This is a genomic window from Clavibacter quasicaliforniensis (assembly GCF_051201715.1).
Lineage (GTDB): Bacteria > Actinomycetota > Actinomycetes > Actinomycetales > Microbacteriaceae > Clavibacter > Clavibacter seminis.
Genome location: NZ_CP139624.1, coordinates 2,768,567 through 2,786,091 on the forward strand (window position 1 = coordinate 2,768,567; position 17,525 = coordinate 2,786,091).

A 17,525-nucleotide genomic window follows, 5' to 3' on the forward strand; every position below is an offset into this window, starting at 1 on the left:
GGGATCCACGTTACGGCCGCGCGGCAGCGGACGGCTCGCCCGCCGCTGCGACGACGCGCAGGCCCGCGTCGCGCAGCCGGCCGACCTCGTGCGGATCCGCGTCGGCGTCCGTGAGGAGCGTGTCGACGAGGTCGAGCGGCGCGACGGATCCGAGGTGCGTGCGCCCGAGCTTGGCCCCGTCCGCGACGACCACCGTGCGGGCACTCGCGGCGACCATCCGCCGCTTCACCTCGGCCTCGGGCAGGTTCACGTTGGTGATCCCCCGCTGCACGTCGACGCCGTTGCAGCCGATGATCGCGAGGTCCGGGTGCAGGCGGTCGAGCACGACGGTGGCGAGCGGATCCACGAGGCTGTGCTGCAGCGCCCGGAGCGTGCCGCCGGTGACGACCACGGTGAAGCGCGGCATGGCCCGCTCGAGCTCGAGCGCCAGGGTGAGGCCGTTCGTGATGACGGTGACGTCGACGAGGTCCTCGCGCGCCACGAGCGCGCGGGCCACCTGGAGCGTCGTGCTGCCGACGTCGAGCACCACGCTCTGGCCGCTCTCCACGAGGTCGGCCGCGGCCCGGCCGATGGCGCGCTTGGCGTCCGCGGCCGACTCGAGCGTCACCTCGAGGCTCTGCTCGCGCGCGGCGAGACCGGAACGGAGGACCGCGCCGCCGTGCACGCGCTGGACCGCGGCGGAGTCGGCGAGCGCGTCGAGGTCGGCGCGGATCGTGACGGCCGAGACGCCGGCGTCGGCCGCGAGCTCGGCGACGGTCGCGAAGCCGCGGTCGGCGAGACGCTCGAGGATGCGAGACCGGCGGGTCGCCGCGGGGACGGGAGCGGAGTCGTCGGCCATCCCGCGAGCCTCGCCCACCGCTTGCCGGAACGCAAGCCGTAGGTTTCGCGAGCGCAGATCCGAGCCCTGAGAGCCCGTAGGATCGAGGGATCATGCATGCCGACCAGACCGTCACGACGTCGCCGTCCGGGATCACGCAGCGCCGCACGCTGCTGTCCGACGGCCGCGAGCTCGTCTACTTCGACGACGCCGACACGACCCTCCCGCCCGAGCGCGCCGCCGACGCCCGCCCCGCGGCGCCCCGGCCGCCCACCGCGACGATGCGGCAGGACGTGCTCACGGGCGAGTGGGTGTCCATCGCGGCCGCGCGCCAGAACCGCGCGCACCTGCCGCCGGCCGAGCTGGATCCCCTCGCCCCGGCGAGCCCGACCAACCCGTCCGAGATCCCGAGCATGTACGACGTCGCGGTCTTCGAGAACAAGTCGCCGTCCTTCGGGCCCGCGCTCGCCGACACCGCTGGGGTGGACGCGCCCGTGGACGACGACGACCTCACCTCCATCGGCCTGGAGCGCACCCGCACCTCGGTCGGCCGCTGCGAGGTCGTCTGCTTCAGCCCCGCGCACACCGGCTCGTTCAGCGGCCTCGCGCCGTCGCGCGCCCGCACCGTGGTGGAGGCGTGGGCCGAGCGCACGCGCGCCCTCTCCGCGTTGCCCGGGATCCGCCAGGTGTTCCCGTTCGAGAACCGCGGCGAGGCCATCGGCGTCACGCTGCACCACCCGCACGGGCAGATCTACTCGTACCCCTACATCACGCCGCGCACGCGCCGCCTCGTCGAGTCGATCGAGCGGTTCGGCCCGGGGCTGTTCCAGCGGATCCTCGAGACCGAGCAGGCGTCCGAGCGCGTCGTGCTCCGCGGCGAGCACTACACGGCGTTCGTGCCGTTCGCGGCGCGCTGGCCCGTGGAGATCCACATGCTCCCCCACCGCCACGTGCCCGACCTCGCGGAGACGACCGCGGCCGAGCGCGACGAGCTCGCGACGATGTACCTCAAGCTGCTGCAGGGGATGGACCGGCTCTACGACACCCCGACGCCGTACATCTCCGCCTGGCACCAGGCGCCGGTGGACGCGCACCGCGACGAGATCCGGCTGATGCTGCAGATCACGTCGCCGCGCCGCGCGGCCGACAAGCTCAAGTTCCTGGCCGGATCCGAGGCGGCCATGGGCGCCTGGATCGGCGACGTGCCGCCGGAGAAGGCGGCCGAGATGATCCGCAAGGCAGTGGAGGACGCATGACCGACATCCGAGACGACGTGCGCGAGGGTTTCCGCGCCCGCTTCGAGCGCGAGCCGCACGGCGTGTGGTCATCGCCCGGGCGCGTGAACCTCATCGGCGAGCACACCGACTACAACGAGGGCTTCGTGTTCCCGTTCGCGATCGACCGCCGCACGGTCATCGCGCTCGCGCCGCGGGACGACGACCGGATCCGCCTGGCCAGCTCCTTCTCCGAGGAGGTCGTGGAGGCGCGCCTCGCCGACCTCACGGGCGAGCGCATCGAGGGCTGGCAGGCGTACCCGCTCGGCGTCGCCTGGGCGCTCGGCCAGCGCGGGGCCGACCTCGGCGCCGTGCCCGGCTTCGACGTGTTCATCGACAGCGACGTGCCCGTGGGCGCGGGGCTGTCCTCCTCGGCCGCGCTCGAGGGATCCATCGCCCTCGCGCTCGACGACATCTGGCGCCTCGGCCTCGACCGGCCGACCCTCGCCGCGGTCGGCCAGCTCGCCGAGAATGAGATCGTGGGCGCGCCGACCGGGATCATGGACCAGTCCGCGAGCCTCCTCGGTCAGCAGGATGCGGGCGTGTTCCTCGACTGCCGTTCCCTCGACGCCGAGGTCATCCCGCTCGGGCTCGAGGCGGCCGGCCTCACGATCGCCGTGATCGACACCCACGTCGCGCACGCGCACGCCGACGGCGGCTACCGCGCGCGCCGCGAGTCGTGCGAGAAGGGCGCGCGCCTGATGGGCGTGTCGTCGCTGCGCGACCTCGCGGTCGACGACCTGGTCCGCGCCCGCGAGGTGCTCGACGACGAGACGTTCCGCCGCGTGCGCCACATCGTCACGGAGAACCAGCGCGTGCTCGACACCGTGCGCGCGCTCCGCGAGGAGGGGCCGCGCGCCATCGGCGAGCTGCTCGACGCGAGCCACCGCTCGATGCGCGACGACTTCGAGATCAGCGTCCCGGAGCTCGACCTCGCGGTCGAGGTCGCGCAGAACGAGGGCGCGATCGGCGCGCGGATGACGGGCGGCGGCTTCGGCGGATCGGCCATCGCGCTCATCGACGTCGACTCGCTGTCGCGCCTCCAGGTCGCCATCGACGGCGCGTTCGCGGAGCACGGCTACACGGGCCCGACCGTCTTCACGGTGATGCCGTCGGACGGGGCGAAGGCGGAGCAGTAGGGACGGGCCTGCCCCTAGGCTCGGCGGCATGCGACCACCGGCGGGACTGACCGAGATCGCCGACGACCGGGACGATGCCGTCCGCGACATCGGGCGCGCGCTGTCGGCGTGGTTCCCCGCGTCGACGCACCCCGGCGGATTCGCGTGGGAGGCGTCCACGGGGCAGCTGCCGGAGCGGATCGCCGTGGTCCGCGACGACGCGGGCGCCGTGATCGGCTGGGCCGCCTTCTCGCCGGACGACGCGCGCGTCGAGTGCGCGCCCGGCGACGACGGCACGACCGACCTGCTGGCAGCGTGGCTCCTCGACGCGGCCGGGGACGCGCCCGTGAGCGTCGCCGTGCACCGCAGCCAGGACCGGCTGCGCGGGATCCTCGCGGCCCGCGGCTTCGTCGACGAGGCGATCCCGCTCGCCGGGCTCCGCCACGCCGCCCGCGACACGGGAGCGCGGCCGCCCGAGGGGTACCGCATCCGCCCGGTCGAGGAGGGCGAGGAGCAGGCCAAGGTCGAGGCCCACCGCCGCGCCTGGAAGCCGGTCGAGCTGCCCTTCACCGACGGATCCGGCGAGGGCATCGACCCCGAGGCGGAGAGCCGCTTCGACGCGGACGGCTACGCGGCCATGCAGGCCGCGGCCGTGTACCGGCGCGACCTCGACCTCGTGATCGAGGCCCCCGACGGCTCGCTCGCCGGCACCTGCACGGCGTGGCTCGACCCGGCGAGCGGGTGGACGGAGCTCGAGCCGCTCGGCATCGTGCCCGCCCACCGCCGCCGGGGCCTCGCGCAGACCCTCGCGCTCGACGTCTGCCGCCGCGTCGGCGAGCTGGGCGGGCGCGACGTGTTCATCAACGCCTCGCCGCTCCCCTACTACCGCGCCCCGTGGGACGCCTACGTCGCCGCGGGCTTCGCGCCGATGGAGCGCGGCACGCGGATGCGCCCGCGCGCCTGACCCCGCGGCCTACCCTGGCGGCATGACCGTCGATCCCCAGGCCACCGTCCGCGCGCTCCCCGGATCGCCCGCGCCCGACATCGCGCCCGACGCCCTCGTGGCGGCGGGCGCGCGCGTCGTCGGGCGGGTGACGCTCGCGGCGGGATCCAGCGTGTGGTTCAACGCCGTGCTGCGTGCCGAGGCCGCGGAAATCCGGATCGGCGCGGGCTCCAACCTGCAGGACAACGTGAGCTGCCATGTCGACGCGGGCTTCCCGCTCACGGTCGGCCGGGGCGTGAGCGTCGGCCACAACGCGGTGCTTCACGGCTGCACGATCGAGGACGACTGCATCGTGGGCATGTCCGCCACCGTGATGAACGGCGCGGTCGTCGGCCGGGAGTCGCTGCTCGCCGGCGGCACCGTCGTGCTGGAGGGGCAGGTGATCCCGCCGCGCTCGCTCGTCGCGGGCGTGCCCGGCAAGGTGCGGCGCGAGCTCACCGACGAGGAGGTGGCGGGCCTCCGCGCGAACGCCGACCACTACGTCGAGAACGCGCGGCTGCACGCGGGGGCGATCCCGACGCCGGCCGTCCTGCTGGGCGAGTCGACGCAGCCCGGACGCGAGGAGGGGACGGCCTGACCGGCCGTCCCCTCCACCGTCGCCGCCGCGCGCGCGTCGAGCGCTGTCGCGGCGAGCGCCGTCAGCCGCGCAGCTCGGCGGCCAGGTGCGCGTCGCGCTCGGCGGCCTGCACCACGTTGGCGAGCAGCATCGCGCGGGTCATCGGCCCGACGCCGCGCGGGTTCGGCGACAGGTGCCCGGCGACCTCGGCGACGGCCGGGTCGACGTCGCCCGTGAGGCGCGCCTTGCCGGTCTCGGGATCCACGACGCGCGTGATCCCCACGTCGAGCACCGCGGCGCCCGGCTTGACCCACTCCGGCTCGATGAGGTGCGCGACGCCCACGGCCGCGACCACGATGTCCGCCCGGCGGACCTCCTGCTCGAGGTCGCGCGTGCGGGAGTGCGTGAGCGTGACGGTGGCGTCGAGGCCCTTGCGGGTGAGCAGCAGGCCGAGCGGGCGCCCGACCGTGAGGCCGCGCCCGACGACGACCACGTGCTGGCCGGCGATCGGCACCTCGTAGCGCTGGAGCATCTCGACGATGCCCGCGGGCGTGCACGGCAGCGGCGAGGTCAGCTCGCCCTGCACGCCGAGCACGAGCCGCCCGAGGTTGGTCGGGTGCAGGCCGTCCGCGTCCTTCGACGGGTCGATGAGCTCGAGCATCGCGTTCTCGTCGATGCCCGCCGGGAGCGGCAGCTGCACGATGTAGCCCGTGACGGCCGGATCCGAGTTGAGCCGCTCGATCGCCAAGCGCACGTCGGCCTCGGTGGCGTCGGCCGGGAGGTCGACGCGGATGGACTCGATGCCCACCTCGGCGCAGTCGCGGTGCTTGCCCGCGACGTAGGAGCGGGATCCCGGGTCGTCGCCCACGAGGAGCGTGCCGAGCCCGGGCACGAGGCCCTGCTCGCGGAGGGCGCGGATCCGGACGGCCAGCTCGGACTTGACGGCCGACGCGGTGGCGACGCCGTCGAGCACGACCGCGGTCACTGGGTGAGGCCCTCGTAGAGCGGGAAGCCGTCGGTGAGCGTGAGCACACGCGCGCGGAGGGCGGCGAGGTCGCTGCCGGGCTTGAGGGTCTCGGCGATGATGTCGGCCACCTCGGTGAACTCGGTCTCGCCGAAGCCGCGGGTCGCGAGCGCCGACGTGCCGATGCGGACGCCGGAGGTGACCATCGGCGGGCGCGGGTCGAACGGCACCGAGTTGCGGTTGACCGTGATGCCGACCTCGTGCAGCGCGTCCTCCGCCTGCTTGCCGTCGATGGGCGAGTTCCGCAGATCCGCGAGCACGAGGTGCACGTCGGTGCCGCCCGTGAGGACGGAGACGCCGGCCTCGGTGGAGTCGGCCGCGACGAGGCGCTCGGCGAGGATCTGCGCGCCCTGGATGGTGCGACGCTGCCGGTCCGCGAACTCCTCGGTGGCCGCGATCTTGAACGCCGTGGCCTTGGCCGCGATGACGTGCATGAGCGGGCCGCCCTGCTGCCCCGGGAAGACGGCGGAGTTGAGCTTCTTGGCGAGCGCGGTGTCGCGGCTGAGGATCACGCCGGACCGGGGGCCCGCGAGGGTCTTGTGCACGGTGGAGGAGACGACGTCGGCGTACGGCACGGGCGAGGGGTGCACGCCCGCGGCGACGAGGCCGGCGAAGTGCGCCATGTCGACCCAGAGCTTCGCGCCGACCTCGTCGGCGATGGCGCGGAACGCGGCGAAGTCGAGGTGGCGGGGGTACGCCGACCAGCCCGCGATGATGACCTGCGGGCGGTGCGCGAGCGCCTTCTCGCGCACGACGTCCATGTCGATGAGGAAGGTGTCGGGATCGACGCCGTACGCGGCCGCGTCGTAGAGCTTGCCCGAGAAGTTGAGCTTCATGCCGTGCGTGAGATGGCCGCCGTGCGCGAGCTCGAGGCCGAGGATGGTGTCGCCGGGCTGCGCGATGGCGGCGAGGACGGCCGCGTTCGCGGTGGCGCCCGAGTGCGGCTGGACGTTGGCGAACTCGGCGCCGAAGAGGCTCTTCGCCCGGTCGATGGCGAGCTGCTCGGCGACGTCGACGAACTCGCAGCCGCCGTAGTAGCGGCGGCCCGGGTAGCCCTCCGCGTACTTGTTGGTGAGCACGGATCCCTGCGACTGCAGCACCGCGCGCGGGACGAAGTTCTCGCTCGCGATCATCTCGAGGGTGCCGCGCTGACGGCCGAGCTCCTGCTCGAGGACCGCCGCGATCTCCGGGTCGACCTCGGAGAGGGGGGCGTTGAATGACTGGTCGACGGGCATGGGACTCCTTGAGCACGGTGGACGAATGGATGCGTCGTGGCCCAGGCGTACGGCCACCAACCGTGTGAGTCGCTCCCCGATGGTGACCCATCCGAACGCCAGTCGCGACGGGTCCGATCCTACCCGTGCGGGCGCGCGCCCGCGAGGCGCGCGGCCGCCCGGGACGCAGGTGCGCCTGGCCGCCGAGCGAGGAGATGCGAAGGGCACGAACGGTTCAGAGGGTCTCGGGCACCGCCCGCCCGTAGGATCAGGGGGTCGGGCGACGGTGCCCGCCGGATGCGGAGGAAGGACCGAGCATGGGGAGCGCAGCGCTCACGACCGATCCCGCGGATGGCGGACACGACCGCGACGACGCGCGCGCGGACCACGCGTCCACCGACGAGGACCGCGCCCCCGCCGAACCGGCCGGCGCGCCCCCGTTCGACCGGGACGCCGTCGCCGCCGAGCTGCGTCCGCTCGTGGGCGACGACGCCGACGAGCTCGCCGACGCGCTGGCCGCCGACCTCGGCGACGTGCGCGCCCGCCGCGCCCCGACCGACGGATCCCCCGACGGCCTCGACCTCGACCGCCGCACGGGCGGCGTCTGCTACGTCGACCGCTACGCCGACGACCTCCGTGGCCTCGCCGCGCGGATCCCCGCCCTCCGCGACCTCGGCCTCACGCACCTGCAGATCACGCCCGTCGCCGAGCCCTCCGCCGCCGCCGACCCCGATCCCGATCCCGCGGCGCTCCCGGCGCCGGGCGTGCGCGTGCGTGCGGGCCTCGGATCCGCGGCCGACCTCGGCGACCTCGCCGACGCCCTGCACGCCGCCGGCCTCACGCTCGCGGTCGACCTCTCCCCCGTCGACGCCGACGCGCCCCTCGCCGACCGGATCCGCGGCGCCGTCCGCGAGGCCGTCGCCCTCGCCGCCGCCGGGGCCGACGTGGTCCGCGTGGATCCCGCCGACGTCCTCGGCGAGCGCCACGACGCCGACCGGGCCGCGCTCCTCCGTCTGATCGCCGCCCTCGGACGCCGCGTCTCCCCCGCGCTCGCGCTGGCCGTCGCCGCCGATGCCGACCCCCGCGGATCCGCCGAGCTCCTCGACGGCGACGCCGTGCGCCTCGCCGACGACCCGGCGCTCACCGCGCTCGTCTGGGAGGCGCTCGCCACCCGATCCGCCGCCCTGCTCGCGCGCGCCCTCGAGCGCCGCGGCGACGTGCCCGCCGGCTCCGCGCGCACCGCGCGCGTCCGCAGCCACGACGCGCTCCGCTTCGCCTTCGACGACGACGACGCGCGCGCCCTCGGCATCGACCCCGACGAGCACCGTCGCTTCCTCGCCGAGTACCACGTGGGCGGGTTCCCCGGCAGCCACGCGCGCGGCATCCGGCACCCGGGCGGCGCGGTCGCCGGCACCACGGCATCCCTCGCGGGCCTCGAACAGGACGACCCGGGCGCGGTCGAGCGGATCCTGCTCGCCCACTCCATCGCGCTCAGCACGGGCGGCCTGCCGCTGATCGTGCTCGGCGACGAGGTCGGCCAGCTCAACGACTACGGCTACGACGACGTCCCCGCGCACGCCGACGACAGCAGGTGGGTGAACCGCCCGCTCTACCCGTTCGAGCGCTACGACCAGCGCGACGACCGCACCACGAGCACGGGCGTCATCCACGCCGGGATCCGCCGGCTCGTCGCGGTCCGCCGCGCCACGCCCGCGCTCGGCGGCACGCGCGTCGTCGGCTTCGACGCGAACGACCCGCACGTGCTCGGCTACCAGCGCCCGCACGACGACGGCACGGTCCTCGTGCTCGCGAACCTCGGCGACGAGCCGGCGACGGTCTCCGCGGAGACGCTCGGCGGGTTCGCGGAGCACGCCGTCGACCTCGTGCGCGACGAGCGCCTCCGCCTCACCAAGGGGATCGTCCTCAGCCCGCGCACGTTCGTCTGGCTCCAGGCGACTCACGACCTCGCGTGACACACTCGCGGTCACTGGCGGGTCGGCACGGAGGAACGGCATGAGCGACGAGGGACGCGGCACGGACGAGCCCAGGGAGGGCGCGCGCGCCGCATCCGGGTTCGCGTGGCCCATGTGGGTCAACATCGGCTGGATCGCGCTCGGCGCGTGGCACGTGCTCGCTCCCGTCAACGACGCGTCCGGCTGGCTCGGCATGTTCCAGATCGGCGTGGGCGCGTTCGGCATCATCGCCTCGCGCCGCCGCGCGCGCCGGCTCGCCGAGGCGGAGGCCGAGGCGGTGCCGCTCGAGGAGGCCACGCGGATCCCCGCCGACGTCGACGACGAGCGCGCCCGGCTCGACGAGGCCGCCGCCGCGCACGCGGAGCTGGACGCCCGGCTGCGCGCGCTCGCGATGCAGCTCGAGCAGCCAGGCGACCCGTCCGCGGATCCCGACAAGCCCGAGCCGCCGCACCAGCCGGCCGGCCGTGGCCGGGGCCGGGGGCGCAGGGACCGCGCGCGCGAGGCCTGGCCCGACGACCTGCCGCCCGTCGCCCGCTGGTAGCGGCGGCCACCGCTCGTCAGCTCACGCCGATCAGCTCGCGCGCGTCACCCCGCGCGACATGATCGCCGACGTCAGCGCCTCGATGGACGCGCGCGGCCCGGCCGGGTTGTCCATCAGCACGTAGTCCACCTCGTCGAGCTCGGGCAGGCCGAGCCGCGAGGTCACCTTCACGAGGTCCGTCGGGATCAGCGCCTGCGGCAGCACCGCCACGCCCATGCCCGCGCGCACCGCGGCCAGCACGCCGTTCACGTCGCGCGTGCTGCACGTGATCCGCCAGGTGCGGCCCTCCCGCTCCAGCGCGTCCATCGCCATCTGCCTGCTGATGCTCGGGGCGCGGTACGCGATGAGCGGCACGATGGCGCCGGGTTCGACCAGCGTGCGCTCGAGGCCCACCCACACCATGCGGTCGCGGCCCACGAGCCGGGCGCCCGGCTGCTCGTCGACCGTGGTCTTGGTGAGGATCAGGTCGAGCTGGCCCGCGAGGAGCCGCCGGTGCAGCGGCCCGCTCTGGGTGACCGTGAGCTCCAGCTCGATCTGCGGGTGCAGCTGCCGGAAGTGGCGGAGGATCCGCGGGAGCTGCGTGATCGCGAGGTCGTCCGCGGTGCCGAACCGCAGGCGGCCGCTCACCTCGGATCCGCCGAAGTAGCTCTCCGCCGCGCGGTGCGCCGCCAGGATCGTGCGCGCGAAGCCCGCCATGGCGTCGCCCGCGTCGGTGAGGCGCATGGCCCGGGTGTCGCGCGCGATGAGCGTGCGGTCGACCGCGCGCTCCAGCCGGCGCACCTGCTGGCTCACGGTCGGCTGGCTGATCCCGAGCCGCGCGGCCGCCTGCGTGAAGCTGCGGGTGTCGGCGACGGCGAGGAACGTCGCGAGCAGGGTCGGGTCGAGCACGGCGCCTCCCGGCCATTCGAGGATGTGATGCCACTCATCATGTCGAGACGGGATCCGAATGGGAAGCCCGCGGGTAGCGTCGATCGCGGCTCGACGCCGAGCCGCATCCATGCAGAACCGACGCCACCCATACGCAACCGCCACCGCAGGAACACCGTGACCCCGCCGAACGCCTTCCCCCCGACCGCCCCGCTCCCGATCCAGACCCGCCGCCCGCCGTGGCGTCACACGCTCATCGCCCTGAGCGTGCCGAACTTCCGCCGGTTCACGGCATCCAACGTCATCGCCATGACCTCGGGCTGGATGCAGCGCATCGCCCAGGACTGGCTCGTGCTCGAGCTCACCGGCAGCGTCACCGCGGTCGGCATCACGGTCGCGATGCAGTTCGCGCCGATGCTGTTCTTCGGCCTGCTCGGCGGCGTCATCGTCGACCGGTGCTCGAAGCGCATGCTGATGATGATCACGCAGGGCACCTACGCGCTCCTCAGCGCGCTGCTCGCCGTGCTCACGCTCTCGGGCGCGGTCGAGGCGTGGCACATCTTCGCCATCGCATTCGCGACCGGTCTCGTGACGGTGATCGACAACCCGGCGCGCCAGGTGTTCGTCACCGAGATCGTCGGGCAGCAGCACCTGCGGAACGCGATCAGCGTCAACTCGTCGGTGTTCCAGCTCGGCGGCATGGTGGGACCCGCGCTCAGCGGGGTCCTGCTGCTCGCGGTCGGCGCCGGCTGGTCGTTCGCGATCAACGCGCTCGCGTGCGTCGTCGTGGTCCTCACGCTGTGGAGCCTGAAGACCCGCGACCTGATCCGCATCCCGCCCGCCCCGCGCCGCCGCGGCCAGCTCGCGGAGGGCCTCCGCTACGCGCGCTCGAAGCCGACCATCCTGTGGCCCGTCGTGCTCGTGGCCGTGTTCAGCGTCTTCGGCCTGACGATGCCCGTGCTCCTCGCGGCGTTCGCGAGCCAGGTCTACGACGTGGGCGCCGGCGGCTACGGGTTCTTCAACTCGATGGTCGCGATCGGCGCGCTCACGGGCGCGCTGCTCTCGACGCGCCGCGCGACCGTGCGGCTGCGGACCATCGTGGTCGGCGTCGGGATCACCGGCCTGCTGCAGGCGGCCGCGGGGCTGATGCCCGGGATCGCGCCGTTCGCGGTGCTGCTCGTGACGGTCGGGATGGCGTCGCTGCTGTTCCAGACCGCGGCGAACTCGCTCGTGCAGCTCTCCAGCAACGTGGCCATCCGCGGGCGCGTGATGAGCGTCTACGTGCTCGTGCTGCTCGGCGGCCAGGCGATCGGCGGTCCGCTCATGGGCGGGATCGTCGAGGCGTGGGGCGTGCACGCCGGCATGGTCGTGTCCGGCGGGATGCCGGCGCTGGCCGCTGCGGTGGTGGCCGTGATCCTGGCCCGCCGCGGGCAGCTGACCCTCGAGGTCGTGGTGCGGCGGCACGTGCCGCGCGTGCGGATCACGCCCCGGGCGCCGGGTGCCGGCCGCCCCCGCGTCGCCGGAGCCGACGAGGGGACGACCGGCGGCGGGATCAGCCGCGCACGTCGATCGCGCGGTGGCGCTGCTGCACGCCGGCCGGGCCGTACGGGTAGTCGGACACCACGGGCGCGCTCACCGCGCTGAGCGACGCGATCTCGTCGGCCGTGAGCTCGAGGTCGGCCGAGGCCATGTTGTCCTCGAGCTGCTCGACGGTGCGGGCGCCGAGGATCACGCTGGTCACCGCCGGCTGCGCCTCGAGCCACGCGAGCGAGACGCGGGCGGAGCTCGATCCGTGGGCGTCGGCGATGCGGCGCACCTCGTCGAGGATCGCCCACGTGCGCTCCTGGCCGTTCCGCGGCGTGAACGCCTCCATGCCGCGCTCCGGGTCCTCGCCGAGGCGCGTCGCTCCGGTCGGCGTCTCGTCGCGGCGGTACTTGCCGGTGAGCCAGCCGCCCGCGAGCGGCGACCACGGCAGCAGGCCGATGCCGGCATCAAGCGACGCGGGCACGATCTCCGACTCGATCTCGCGCACGAGCAGCGAGTACTGCGGCTGCAGCGTCACGGGCGGCGTGTACCCGAGCGCCTTCGCGAGCCCGACCGCCTTCGTCAGCTGCCAGCCGAGGTAGTTCGAGAAGCCGTAGTACGAGATCTTCCCGGCGCGCACGGCGTCGTCGAGGAAGCGCAGGGTCTCCTCGAGCGGGGTCACGGCGTCCCAGGCGTGCATCTGGTACAGGTCGATCGTGTCCACGCCGAGGCGGCGGAGCGAGTCGTCGAGCGCGCGGGTGAGGTGGCGTCGCGAGGTGCCGACGTCGTTGTTGCCCTCCCCCATCGGGAAGCGGCCCTTCGTCGCGACGACGAGCTGGTCGGCCTCGGTCGGGTGCGCCGCGAGCCAGCGGCCGACGATCTCCTCGGAGACGCCCGACGTGTAGACGTCCGCCGTGTCGATGAACGTGCCGCCGCCTTCGACGTACGCCTCGAGGATGCGCCCCGAGGTCTCCTCGTCGGCCTCCGCGCCGAAGGTCATGGTGCCGAGCGCGTAGGTCGAGACGACCGCGCCGCTGTTCCCGAGATTCCGGTACTGCATGTGGTTCCTCCATCGGATCCGCCGCGGGCGTCCCTGCCCGCGGTCCCGTCCAGCTTGCACCGCCCGGGCACGCGGCGTGACGACGGGCCCCACGGAGCCGCTCGGTACCATGGCGGCATGTCCGTCGACGAGCTCTCCAGCGCCGCGCAGGACTACCTCAAGCTCATCTGGTCGGCGACCGAGTGGACCGACCAGCCGATGACCGTCAGCCGCCTGGCCGATCGGCTCGGGATCCGGCCCGCCACCGCCTCCGACGGGATCCGCCGCCTCACCGCGCAGGGCCTCGTGGAGCACCGGCCGTACGGCAGCATCGAGCTCACCGACGACGGTCGCAGGCACGCGATCCAGATGGTGCGCCGCCACCGCCTGCTCGAGACGTTCCTCGTGGAGGTGCTCGGCTACGGCTGGGACGAGGTGCACGACGAGGCCGAGGTGCTCGAGCACGCGGTCTCGGACGACTTCGTGGCGCGCATCGACCAGCACCTCGGGCACCCGTCGCGGGATCCGCACGGCGACCCCATCCCCTCGGCCGACGGCGAGCCGCACCTGCCGGACGCGACCGTGCTCGCGTACGCGGACACCGACCGGCCGATGCGCGTGCGGCGCATCTCCGACGAGGACCCGCGCCTGCTGCGCGAGCTCGCCGAGCACGGCATCGGGCTCGACGCGACGCTCGTGCGCGAGGCCGCACCCGGCTCTCCCGGCGCCGTGCGCGTGACGGTGGACGGATCCGCGGCGAGGCCGCTCACGCCCGCCGCCGCCTCCGCGGTCTGGGTCTCCGACGCCGGCTGACGCCCGGCCGACCCGCGTGCGTCAGCCCGTGAAGGTCAGCACGACGAGCGCGACGTTGAGCACCACCACGAGCGACACCGCGACCCACGCCGCGATGCGCGTGAGCGGCCGGTCGACGTGCTCGCCCATCACGCGGCGATCGCCCGTCAGGCGGATCAGCGGGACGAGCGCGAACGGGATCCCGAGGCTCAGGACGACCTGGCTGATCACGAGCGCCGTGGTCGGGTCGACGCCGATCGCGAGGATCGCGAGCGCCGGGATCAGCGTCACCACGCGCCGCGCGAGCAGCGGCACCTTCACGTGCAGCAGGCCGCCCATGATCGCCGCGCCCGCGTATGCGCCGACCGACGTCGACGCCAGGCCCGACGCGAGCAGCCCGACCGCGAACACGACGCCGACGACCGGCCCGAGCGACGCCGTGATGGCCGCGTGCGCGCCCTCGATCGAGTCGGTGCCGGGGACGCCGCCGAGGCTCGCGGCGGCGATGAGGAGCATGGAGATGTTGACGGCGCCGGCCACGGCGAGCGCGGTGATCACGTCCCAGCGCGTCGCGGTGAGGAGCCGCTTCAGCACGCCCGGGTCCCTCTGCACGCCATGCCGGTCGCGGCTGAGGGAGGAGTGGAGGTAGACGGCATGCGGCATGACGGTCGCGCCGAGCATGCTCGCGGCGAGCAGCACGCTGTCCGGTCCGTCGAAGCGCGGCACGAGGCCGCCCGCGATGCCGGATCCCGACAGCGGGCTCACGACGAGGCCGGTGAGGAAGCCCACCGTGATCACGACGAGGAGCGCGCCGATCACGAGCTCGAACGGCCGCTGCCCGTGCCGCGACTGCACGGCGAGGAGGCCGATCGAGATGAGGCCGACGATCACGCCGCCCGCGACGAGCGGGATCCCGAACAGCAGGTGCAGCGCGATCGCCCCGCCGATGACCTCCGCGAGGTCGGTCGCCGCGGCGATGAGCTCGGCCTGCACCCAGAACGCACGACGGCGCGTGGTCGGCAGCCGCTGGCCGAGCAGCTCAGGCAGGCTGCGGCCCGTGACCAGTCCGAGCTTCGCCGACTGGTACTGCACGAGCACGGCGATGAGGTTCGCGGCGACGAGCACCCACACCAGCAGGTAGCCGTAGCGCGCGCCCGCGGTCAGGTTCGCGGCGACGTTGCCGGGATCCACGTACGCGATGGCCGCGACGAACGCCGGTCCCAGCAGGAGCACGAGCCGCGGGCCCGAGACGGGCCGACCCGCGCGGGCGCGCTCGGGGGCGGTGCGGATCATGGCGGCCTCTCCGTCGAAGTGTTAGCCGAGGCTAACATCCGTTCGCGCACACGCGGAAGGGCCCGTCCGGAAGCGGACGGGCCCCGAGGGTCCTGCGGGTCGAGAGGGGCGCGGCGAGCACCCGCGCGGCTCAGCTCGCGCCGCGCCCCGGCGCGAGGAACGCGGAGTCGTCCTCCGCCTCGCCGCGCACGATGCGCACCCACTGCCCGAGGAGCGCGGCGCCCGCCTCGTCGTGGATGAGGTCGCCGGCCGTGAGCACGGGGTACGGCGTCGCGGGGATCCCGTCGGCCGGCCGCACGTCGACGTGCGCGACCTCGTGCCCGTTCTCGTGCAGCCAGCGCGCCATCGCGTAGTCGGTGCGCGAGTCGCCGACCGTGCGCCAGCGCAGCGGCAGCGGGCCGCTGTCGGCGAGGAGCTCCAGGGCGCGGGCGGCGCCGAGGTCCTTGCCGAGGCGGATCGACTCGACGTCGGTCGAGATGATCGTCGGGTCCACGCGCACCTGCACCTCGCCGTGCGCATCAGGCACCTCGACGCCCTCGAGCACCGAGCCGAGCCCGTGCGCCGTGAGGATCTCGACGGCGCGCGCGTCGAGGTCGGGCTGCAGCCGGAGGTAGTCGGCGGACGAGACGCTCGTGAGCTGCTCGACCGAGACCATCGCGTGCTTGGTGGTGTCGAAGAACATCGAGTCGGCGAAGCGCTCGGCGACGAGCCGCTCCATGTCGCGCATGTACGCCTCGGGCAGCGCGAGCGAGCGGTCGACGTGCACCTCGCCCGCGCCGTCCGCGGTGATCGAGAACCAGGACGCGCCCTTCTCGCACACGGCGTGCACGCGCGCGCCCGCGGGGAGACCGGCCGCCAGCAGCGGGCCGACGACCTGCTCGCGGATGAAGGCGTCCGAGCGGCCCGTGTTGAAGACGACCGGGACGCCCGCGGCCGCGAGCTCCACGAGGTCGGCGGCGATGCTCGGGATGGCGAGGGTGCGGGTGATCGGGCTGGCGATGGGGCCGTCGACGTCGAGGAGGAGGCCGAGGGGCGCGGGGGTCGTGGTCACGGCTCCCATCCTCCCGCAGGCATGAGGTACGCCGATGCGACTGGGGACACCGACGGCCTCCCGCAGGCGGGCCTCAGGCGGCGGCGCGCGCGGAGGCCGCGCGACCCCGGGCGGCCCGGCCGGCGGATCCCACGACGAGCACGACCGACACCGCCATCACCGCGAGGAAGGCCCCCGGCAGCGCGGCGATGCCGAGCCCGTCGAGCAGCGCGCCGCCCACGAGCGCGCCGCCGCCGATCCCGACGTTGAACGCGGTCGTGTAGAAGGAGCTCGCCGTGTCGCGGAACGACGGGTGCGCGGCGTGCAGCATGCGCGTCTGGAGCAGCGTCGGGATCGCGCCGAACGCGAGCCCCCAGAGGAGGAAGCCGGGGATCGCGACGGCCCAGAGGCCGGGCACGAACGCGAGCGCGCTGACGCCCGCCGCCGCCGCCGCGAGGCCCGCGAGCACGCCCAGCTGCGGTCGGCTCGCGAACACGGTGCCGGCGATGAGGAGCCCGACCGCGCCGGCGATCCCGTAGCCGAAGAGCATGGCGCTGAGATGCTGCTCGGGGATCCCCATCACCCGCGTGACGAACGGGTCGACGTACGTGTAGAAGCCGTAGTGGCCGATCATGATGACCATCGCCGTGAGGCACACGAGTAGCACGCCGCCGAGGCCCTGCCCGGCCATGCGCTGTCGGATCCCCACGCGACCTCCCGCGGGCGCGTCGACCGGCGCCTCCCGCTCGGGCCGCCCGACCGCCGGGAGGAAGCGCCAGACCAGCACGATGCCGAGGAGCGTGAGCACGCCGATCCCCGCGAACGCCGCCCGCCAGCCGAACGCCTGCCCGGCCGCGGTGCCGACCGGCACGCCGAGGACGAACGCGAGGCTGCCGCCGCCGACCGTCAGCGCGACCGCCCTGCCGATGAGCGCGGGCGGCACCAGGTGCGCCGAGTACGCGCCGACGACCGCCCAGAACAGGCCGTGCGCGAGGCCGCCGAGCACGCGCGTCGCGGTGACGAGCTCGAACGTCGGCGCGAGGGCGGTGAGGAGGTTGCTCGTCGCGAAGACCGCGAGCACCGCGAGCAGCAGCGCGTGCCGCGGGACGCGGCGGGTGAGGGCCGCGAGCGGCGCGCTGGAGACGACCACCGCGACCGCGAACACCGAGACGAGCAGGCCGACGCGCGACTCCTCGACGCGGAGGTCGCCGCTCATCTCGCTGAGGAGGCCCGTGGGCAGCATCTCGCTCGTCACGCTGAGGAACACGCACGCGGCGAGCGTGAGGATCCCGACCCAGGGGAAGCGGAAGGACGGGTCGACGCCCGGCGTCGGGCGCCGACGACCGGAGCGCTCGGCGCGCTCGAGGTCGGGCAGGAAGATGGGGGAGGTGTTCGTCATGGAGACCCACAGGACGTCGACGGCGGGAGTGCTCCCGGGGCCGGCGGGATCCGCGCAGCCA

16 protein-coding genes and 1 riboswitch are annotated in these 17,525 nt (G+C 74.4%); of the genes, 8 read left to right on the forward strand and 8 right to left on the reverse strand.

Annotated features, from left to right (window positions below; all coding sequences use genetic code 11):
- Positions 1-10: 10 nt before the first annotated feature.
- The gene (locus tag NL142_RS13180) at positions 11-838 is read right to left on the reverse strand and encodes a DeoR/GlpR family DNA-binding transcription regulator (RefSeq protein WP_435080109.1); all 828 of its coding nucleotides are present in this window, start codon (positions 836-838) and stop codon (positions 11-13) included.
- Between the two features lie 92 nt (positions 839-930).
- Here NL142_RS13180 and galT point away from each other — a divergent pair, with 92 nt between their 5' ends.
- From galT to NL142_RS13200, 4 genes are read left to right on the forward strand one after another with little or no spacing between them, the layout of a single operon-like run.
- On the forward strand, positions 931-2,073 hold the full coding sequence (gene galT, locus NL142_RS13185) for a galactose-1-phosphate uridylyltransferase (protein WP_435080110.1): 1,143 nt from the start codon (positions 931-933) through the stop codon (positions 2,071-2,073).
- Positions 2,070-3,230: a galactokinase gene (galK, locus tag NL142_RS13190; protein ID WP_435080111.1), complete on the forward strand. Its 1,161-nt coding sequence runs from the start codon at positions 2,070-2,072 to the stop codon at positions 3,228-3,230. The genes galT and galK overlap by 4 nt, the downstream gene beginning before the upstream one ends.
- Before the next feature lie 28 nt (positions 3,231-3,258).
- Positions 3,259-4,173, forward strand: coding sequence for a GNAT family N-acetyltransferase (locus NL142_RS13195; protein WP_435080112.1), 915 nt, complete (start codon positions 3,259-3,261; stop codon positions 4,171-4,173).
- A gap of 22 nt (positions 4,174-4,195) precedes the next feature.
- On the forward strand, positions 4,196-4,789 hold the full coding sequence (locus tag NL142_RS13200) for a gamma carbonic anhydrase family protein (RefSeq protein ID WP_435080113.1): 594 nt from the start codon (positions 4,196-4,198) through the stop codon (positions 4,787-4,789).
- A 61-nt stretch (positions 4,790-4,850) separates the two neighbouring features.
- Here the strand turns inward: NL142_RS13200 and NL142_RS13205 are convergent, their stop codons facing one another.
- Both NL142_RS13205 and glyA read right to left on the reverse strand, forming a co-directional pair.
- Positions 4,851-5,753: a bifunctional methylenetetrahydrofolate dehydrogenase/methenyltetrahydrofolate cyclohydrolase gene (locus NL142_RS13205; RefSeq protein WP_435080114.1), complete on the reverse strand. Its 903-nt coding sequence runs from the start codon at positions 5,751-5,753 to the stop codon at positions 4,851-4,853.
- On the reverse strand, positions 5,750-7,027 hold the full coding sequence (gene glyA, locus NL142_RS13210) for a serine hydroxymethyltransferase (RefSeq protein ID WP_160448208.1): 1,278 nt from the start codon (positions 7,025-7,027) through the stop codon (positions 5,750-5,752). The genes NL142_RS13205 and glyA overlap by 4 nt, the downstream gene beginning before the upstream one ends.
- Before the next feature lie 32 nt (positions 7,028-7,059).
- A riboswitch (ZMP/ZTP riboswitch) is annotated at positions 7,060-7,143 on the reverse strand.
- A gap of 180 nt (positions 7,144-7,323) precedes the next feature.
- Between glyA and NL142_RS13215 the strand changes: the two genes are divergently transcribed.
- Together NL142_RS13215 and NL142_RS13220 are read left to right on the forward strand one after the other, a co-directional pair.
- A complete protein-coding gene (locus NL142_RS13215; RefSeq protein WP_435080115.1) occupies positions 7,324-8,979 on the forward strand; it encodes an alpha-amylase family glycosyl hydrolase in 1,656 nt (551 codons plus the stop codon).
- Between the two features lie 40 nt (positions 8,980-9,019).
- Positions 9,020-9,520, forward strand: a complete 501-nt coding sequence (locus tag NL142_RS13220; protein ID WP_435080116.1) for a hypothetical protein — start codon at positions 9,020-9,022, stop codon at positions 9,518-9,520.
- 30 nt (positions 9,521-9,550) lie between these two features.
- Here NL142_RS13220 and NL142_RS13225 read toward each other — a convergent pair whose 3' ends face one another.
- Entirely contained in the window at positions 9,551-10,408 is an 858-nt protein-coding gene (locus tag NL142_RS13225) for a LysR substrate-binding domain-containing protein (protein WP_194636070.1), read from the reverse strand.
- A 156-nt stretch (positions 10,409-10,564) separates the two neighbouring features.
- Between NL142_RS13225 and NL142_RS13230 the strand changes: the two genes are divergently transcribed.
- Positions 10,565-12,031, forward strand: a complete 1,467-nt coding sequence (locus NL142_RS13230) for an MFS transporter (RefSeq protein ID WP_435080117.1) — start codon at positions 10,565-10,567, stop codon at positions 12,029-12,031.
- Here the strand turns inward: NL142_RS13230 and NL142_RS13235 are convergent.
- Positions 11,940-12,971, reverse strand: a complete 1,032-nt coding sequence (locus NL142_RS13235; protein WP_435080118.1) for an aldo/keto reductase — start codon at positions 12,969-12,971, stop codon at positions 11,940-11,942. The two genes, NL142_RS13230 and NL142_RS13235, sit on opposite strands and share 92 nt — an antisense overlap.
- 117 nt (positions 12,972-13,088) lie before the next feature.
- Here NL142_RS13235 and NL142_RS13240 point away from each other — a divergent pair, with 117 nt between their 5' ends.
- Entirely contained in the window at positions 13,089-13,763 is a 675-nt protein-coding gene (locus tag NL142_RS13240; protein WP_435080119.1) for a metal-dependent transcriptional regulator, read from the forward strand.
- Between the two features lie 21 nt (positions 13,764-13,784).
- Here NL142_RS13240 and NL142_RS13245 read toward each other — a convergent pair whose 3' ends face one another.
- The 3 genes from NL142_RS13245 to NL142_RS13255 all read right to left on the reverse strand — a co-directional run bounded on the left by NL142_RS13245 (position 13,785) and on the right by NL142_RS13255 (position 17,464).
- Positions 13,785-15,035 (reverse strand): Nramp family divalent metal transporter, encoded by a 1,251-nt coding sequence (locus tag NL142_RS13245; RefSeq protein WP_435080120.1) that lies wholly within the window; start codon positions 15,033-15,035, stop codon positions 13,785-13,787.
- Between the two features lie 130 nt (positions 15,036-15,165).
- On the reverse strand, positions 15,166-16,095 hold the full coding sequence (locus NL142_RS13250) for a hypothetical protein (protein WP_435080121.1): 930 nt from the start codon (positions 16,093-16,095) through the stop codon (positions 15,166-15,168).
- 64 nt (positions 16,096-16,159) lie between these two features.
- Positions 16,160-17,464, reverse strand: coding sequence for an MFS transporter (locus NL142_RS13255; RefSeq protein ID WP_435080122.1), 1,305 nt, complete (start codon positions 17,462-17,464; stop codon positions 16,160-16,162).
- Positions 17,465-17,525: the final 61 nt, after the last annotated feature.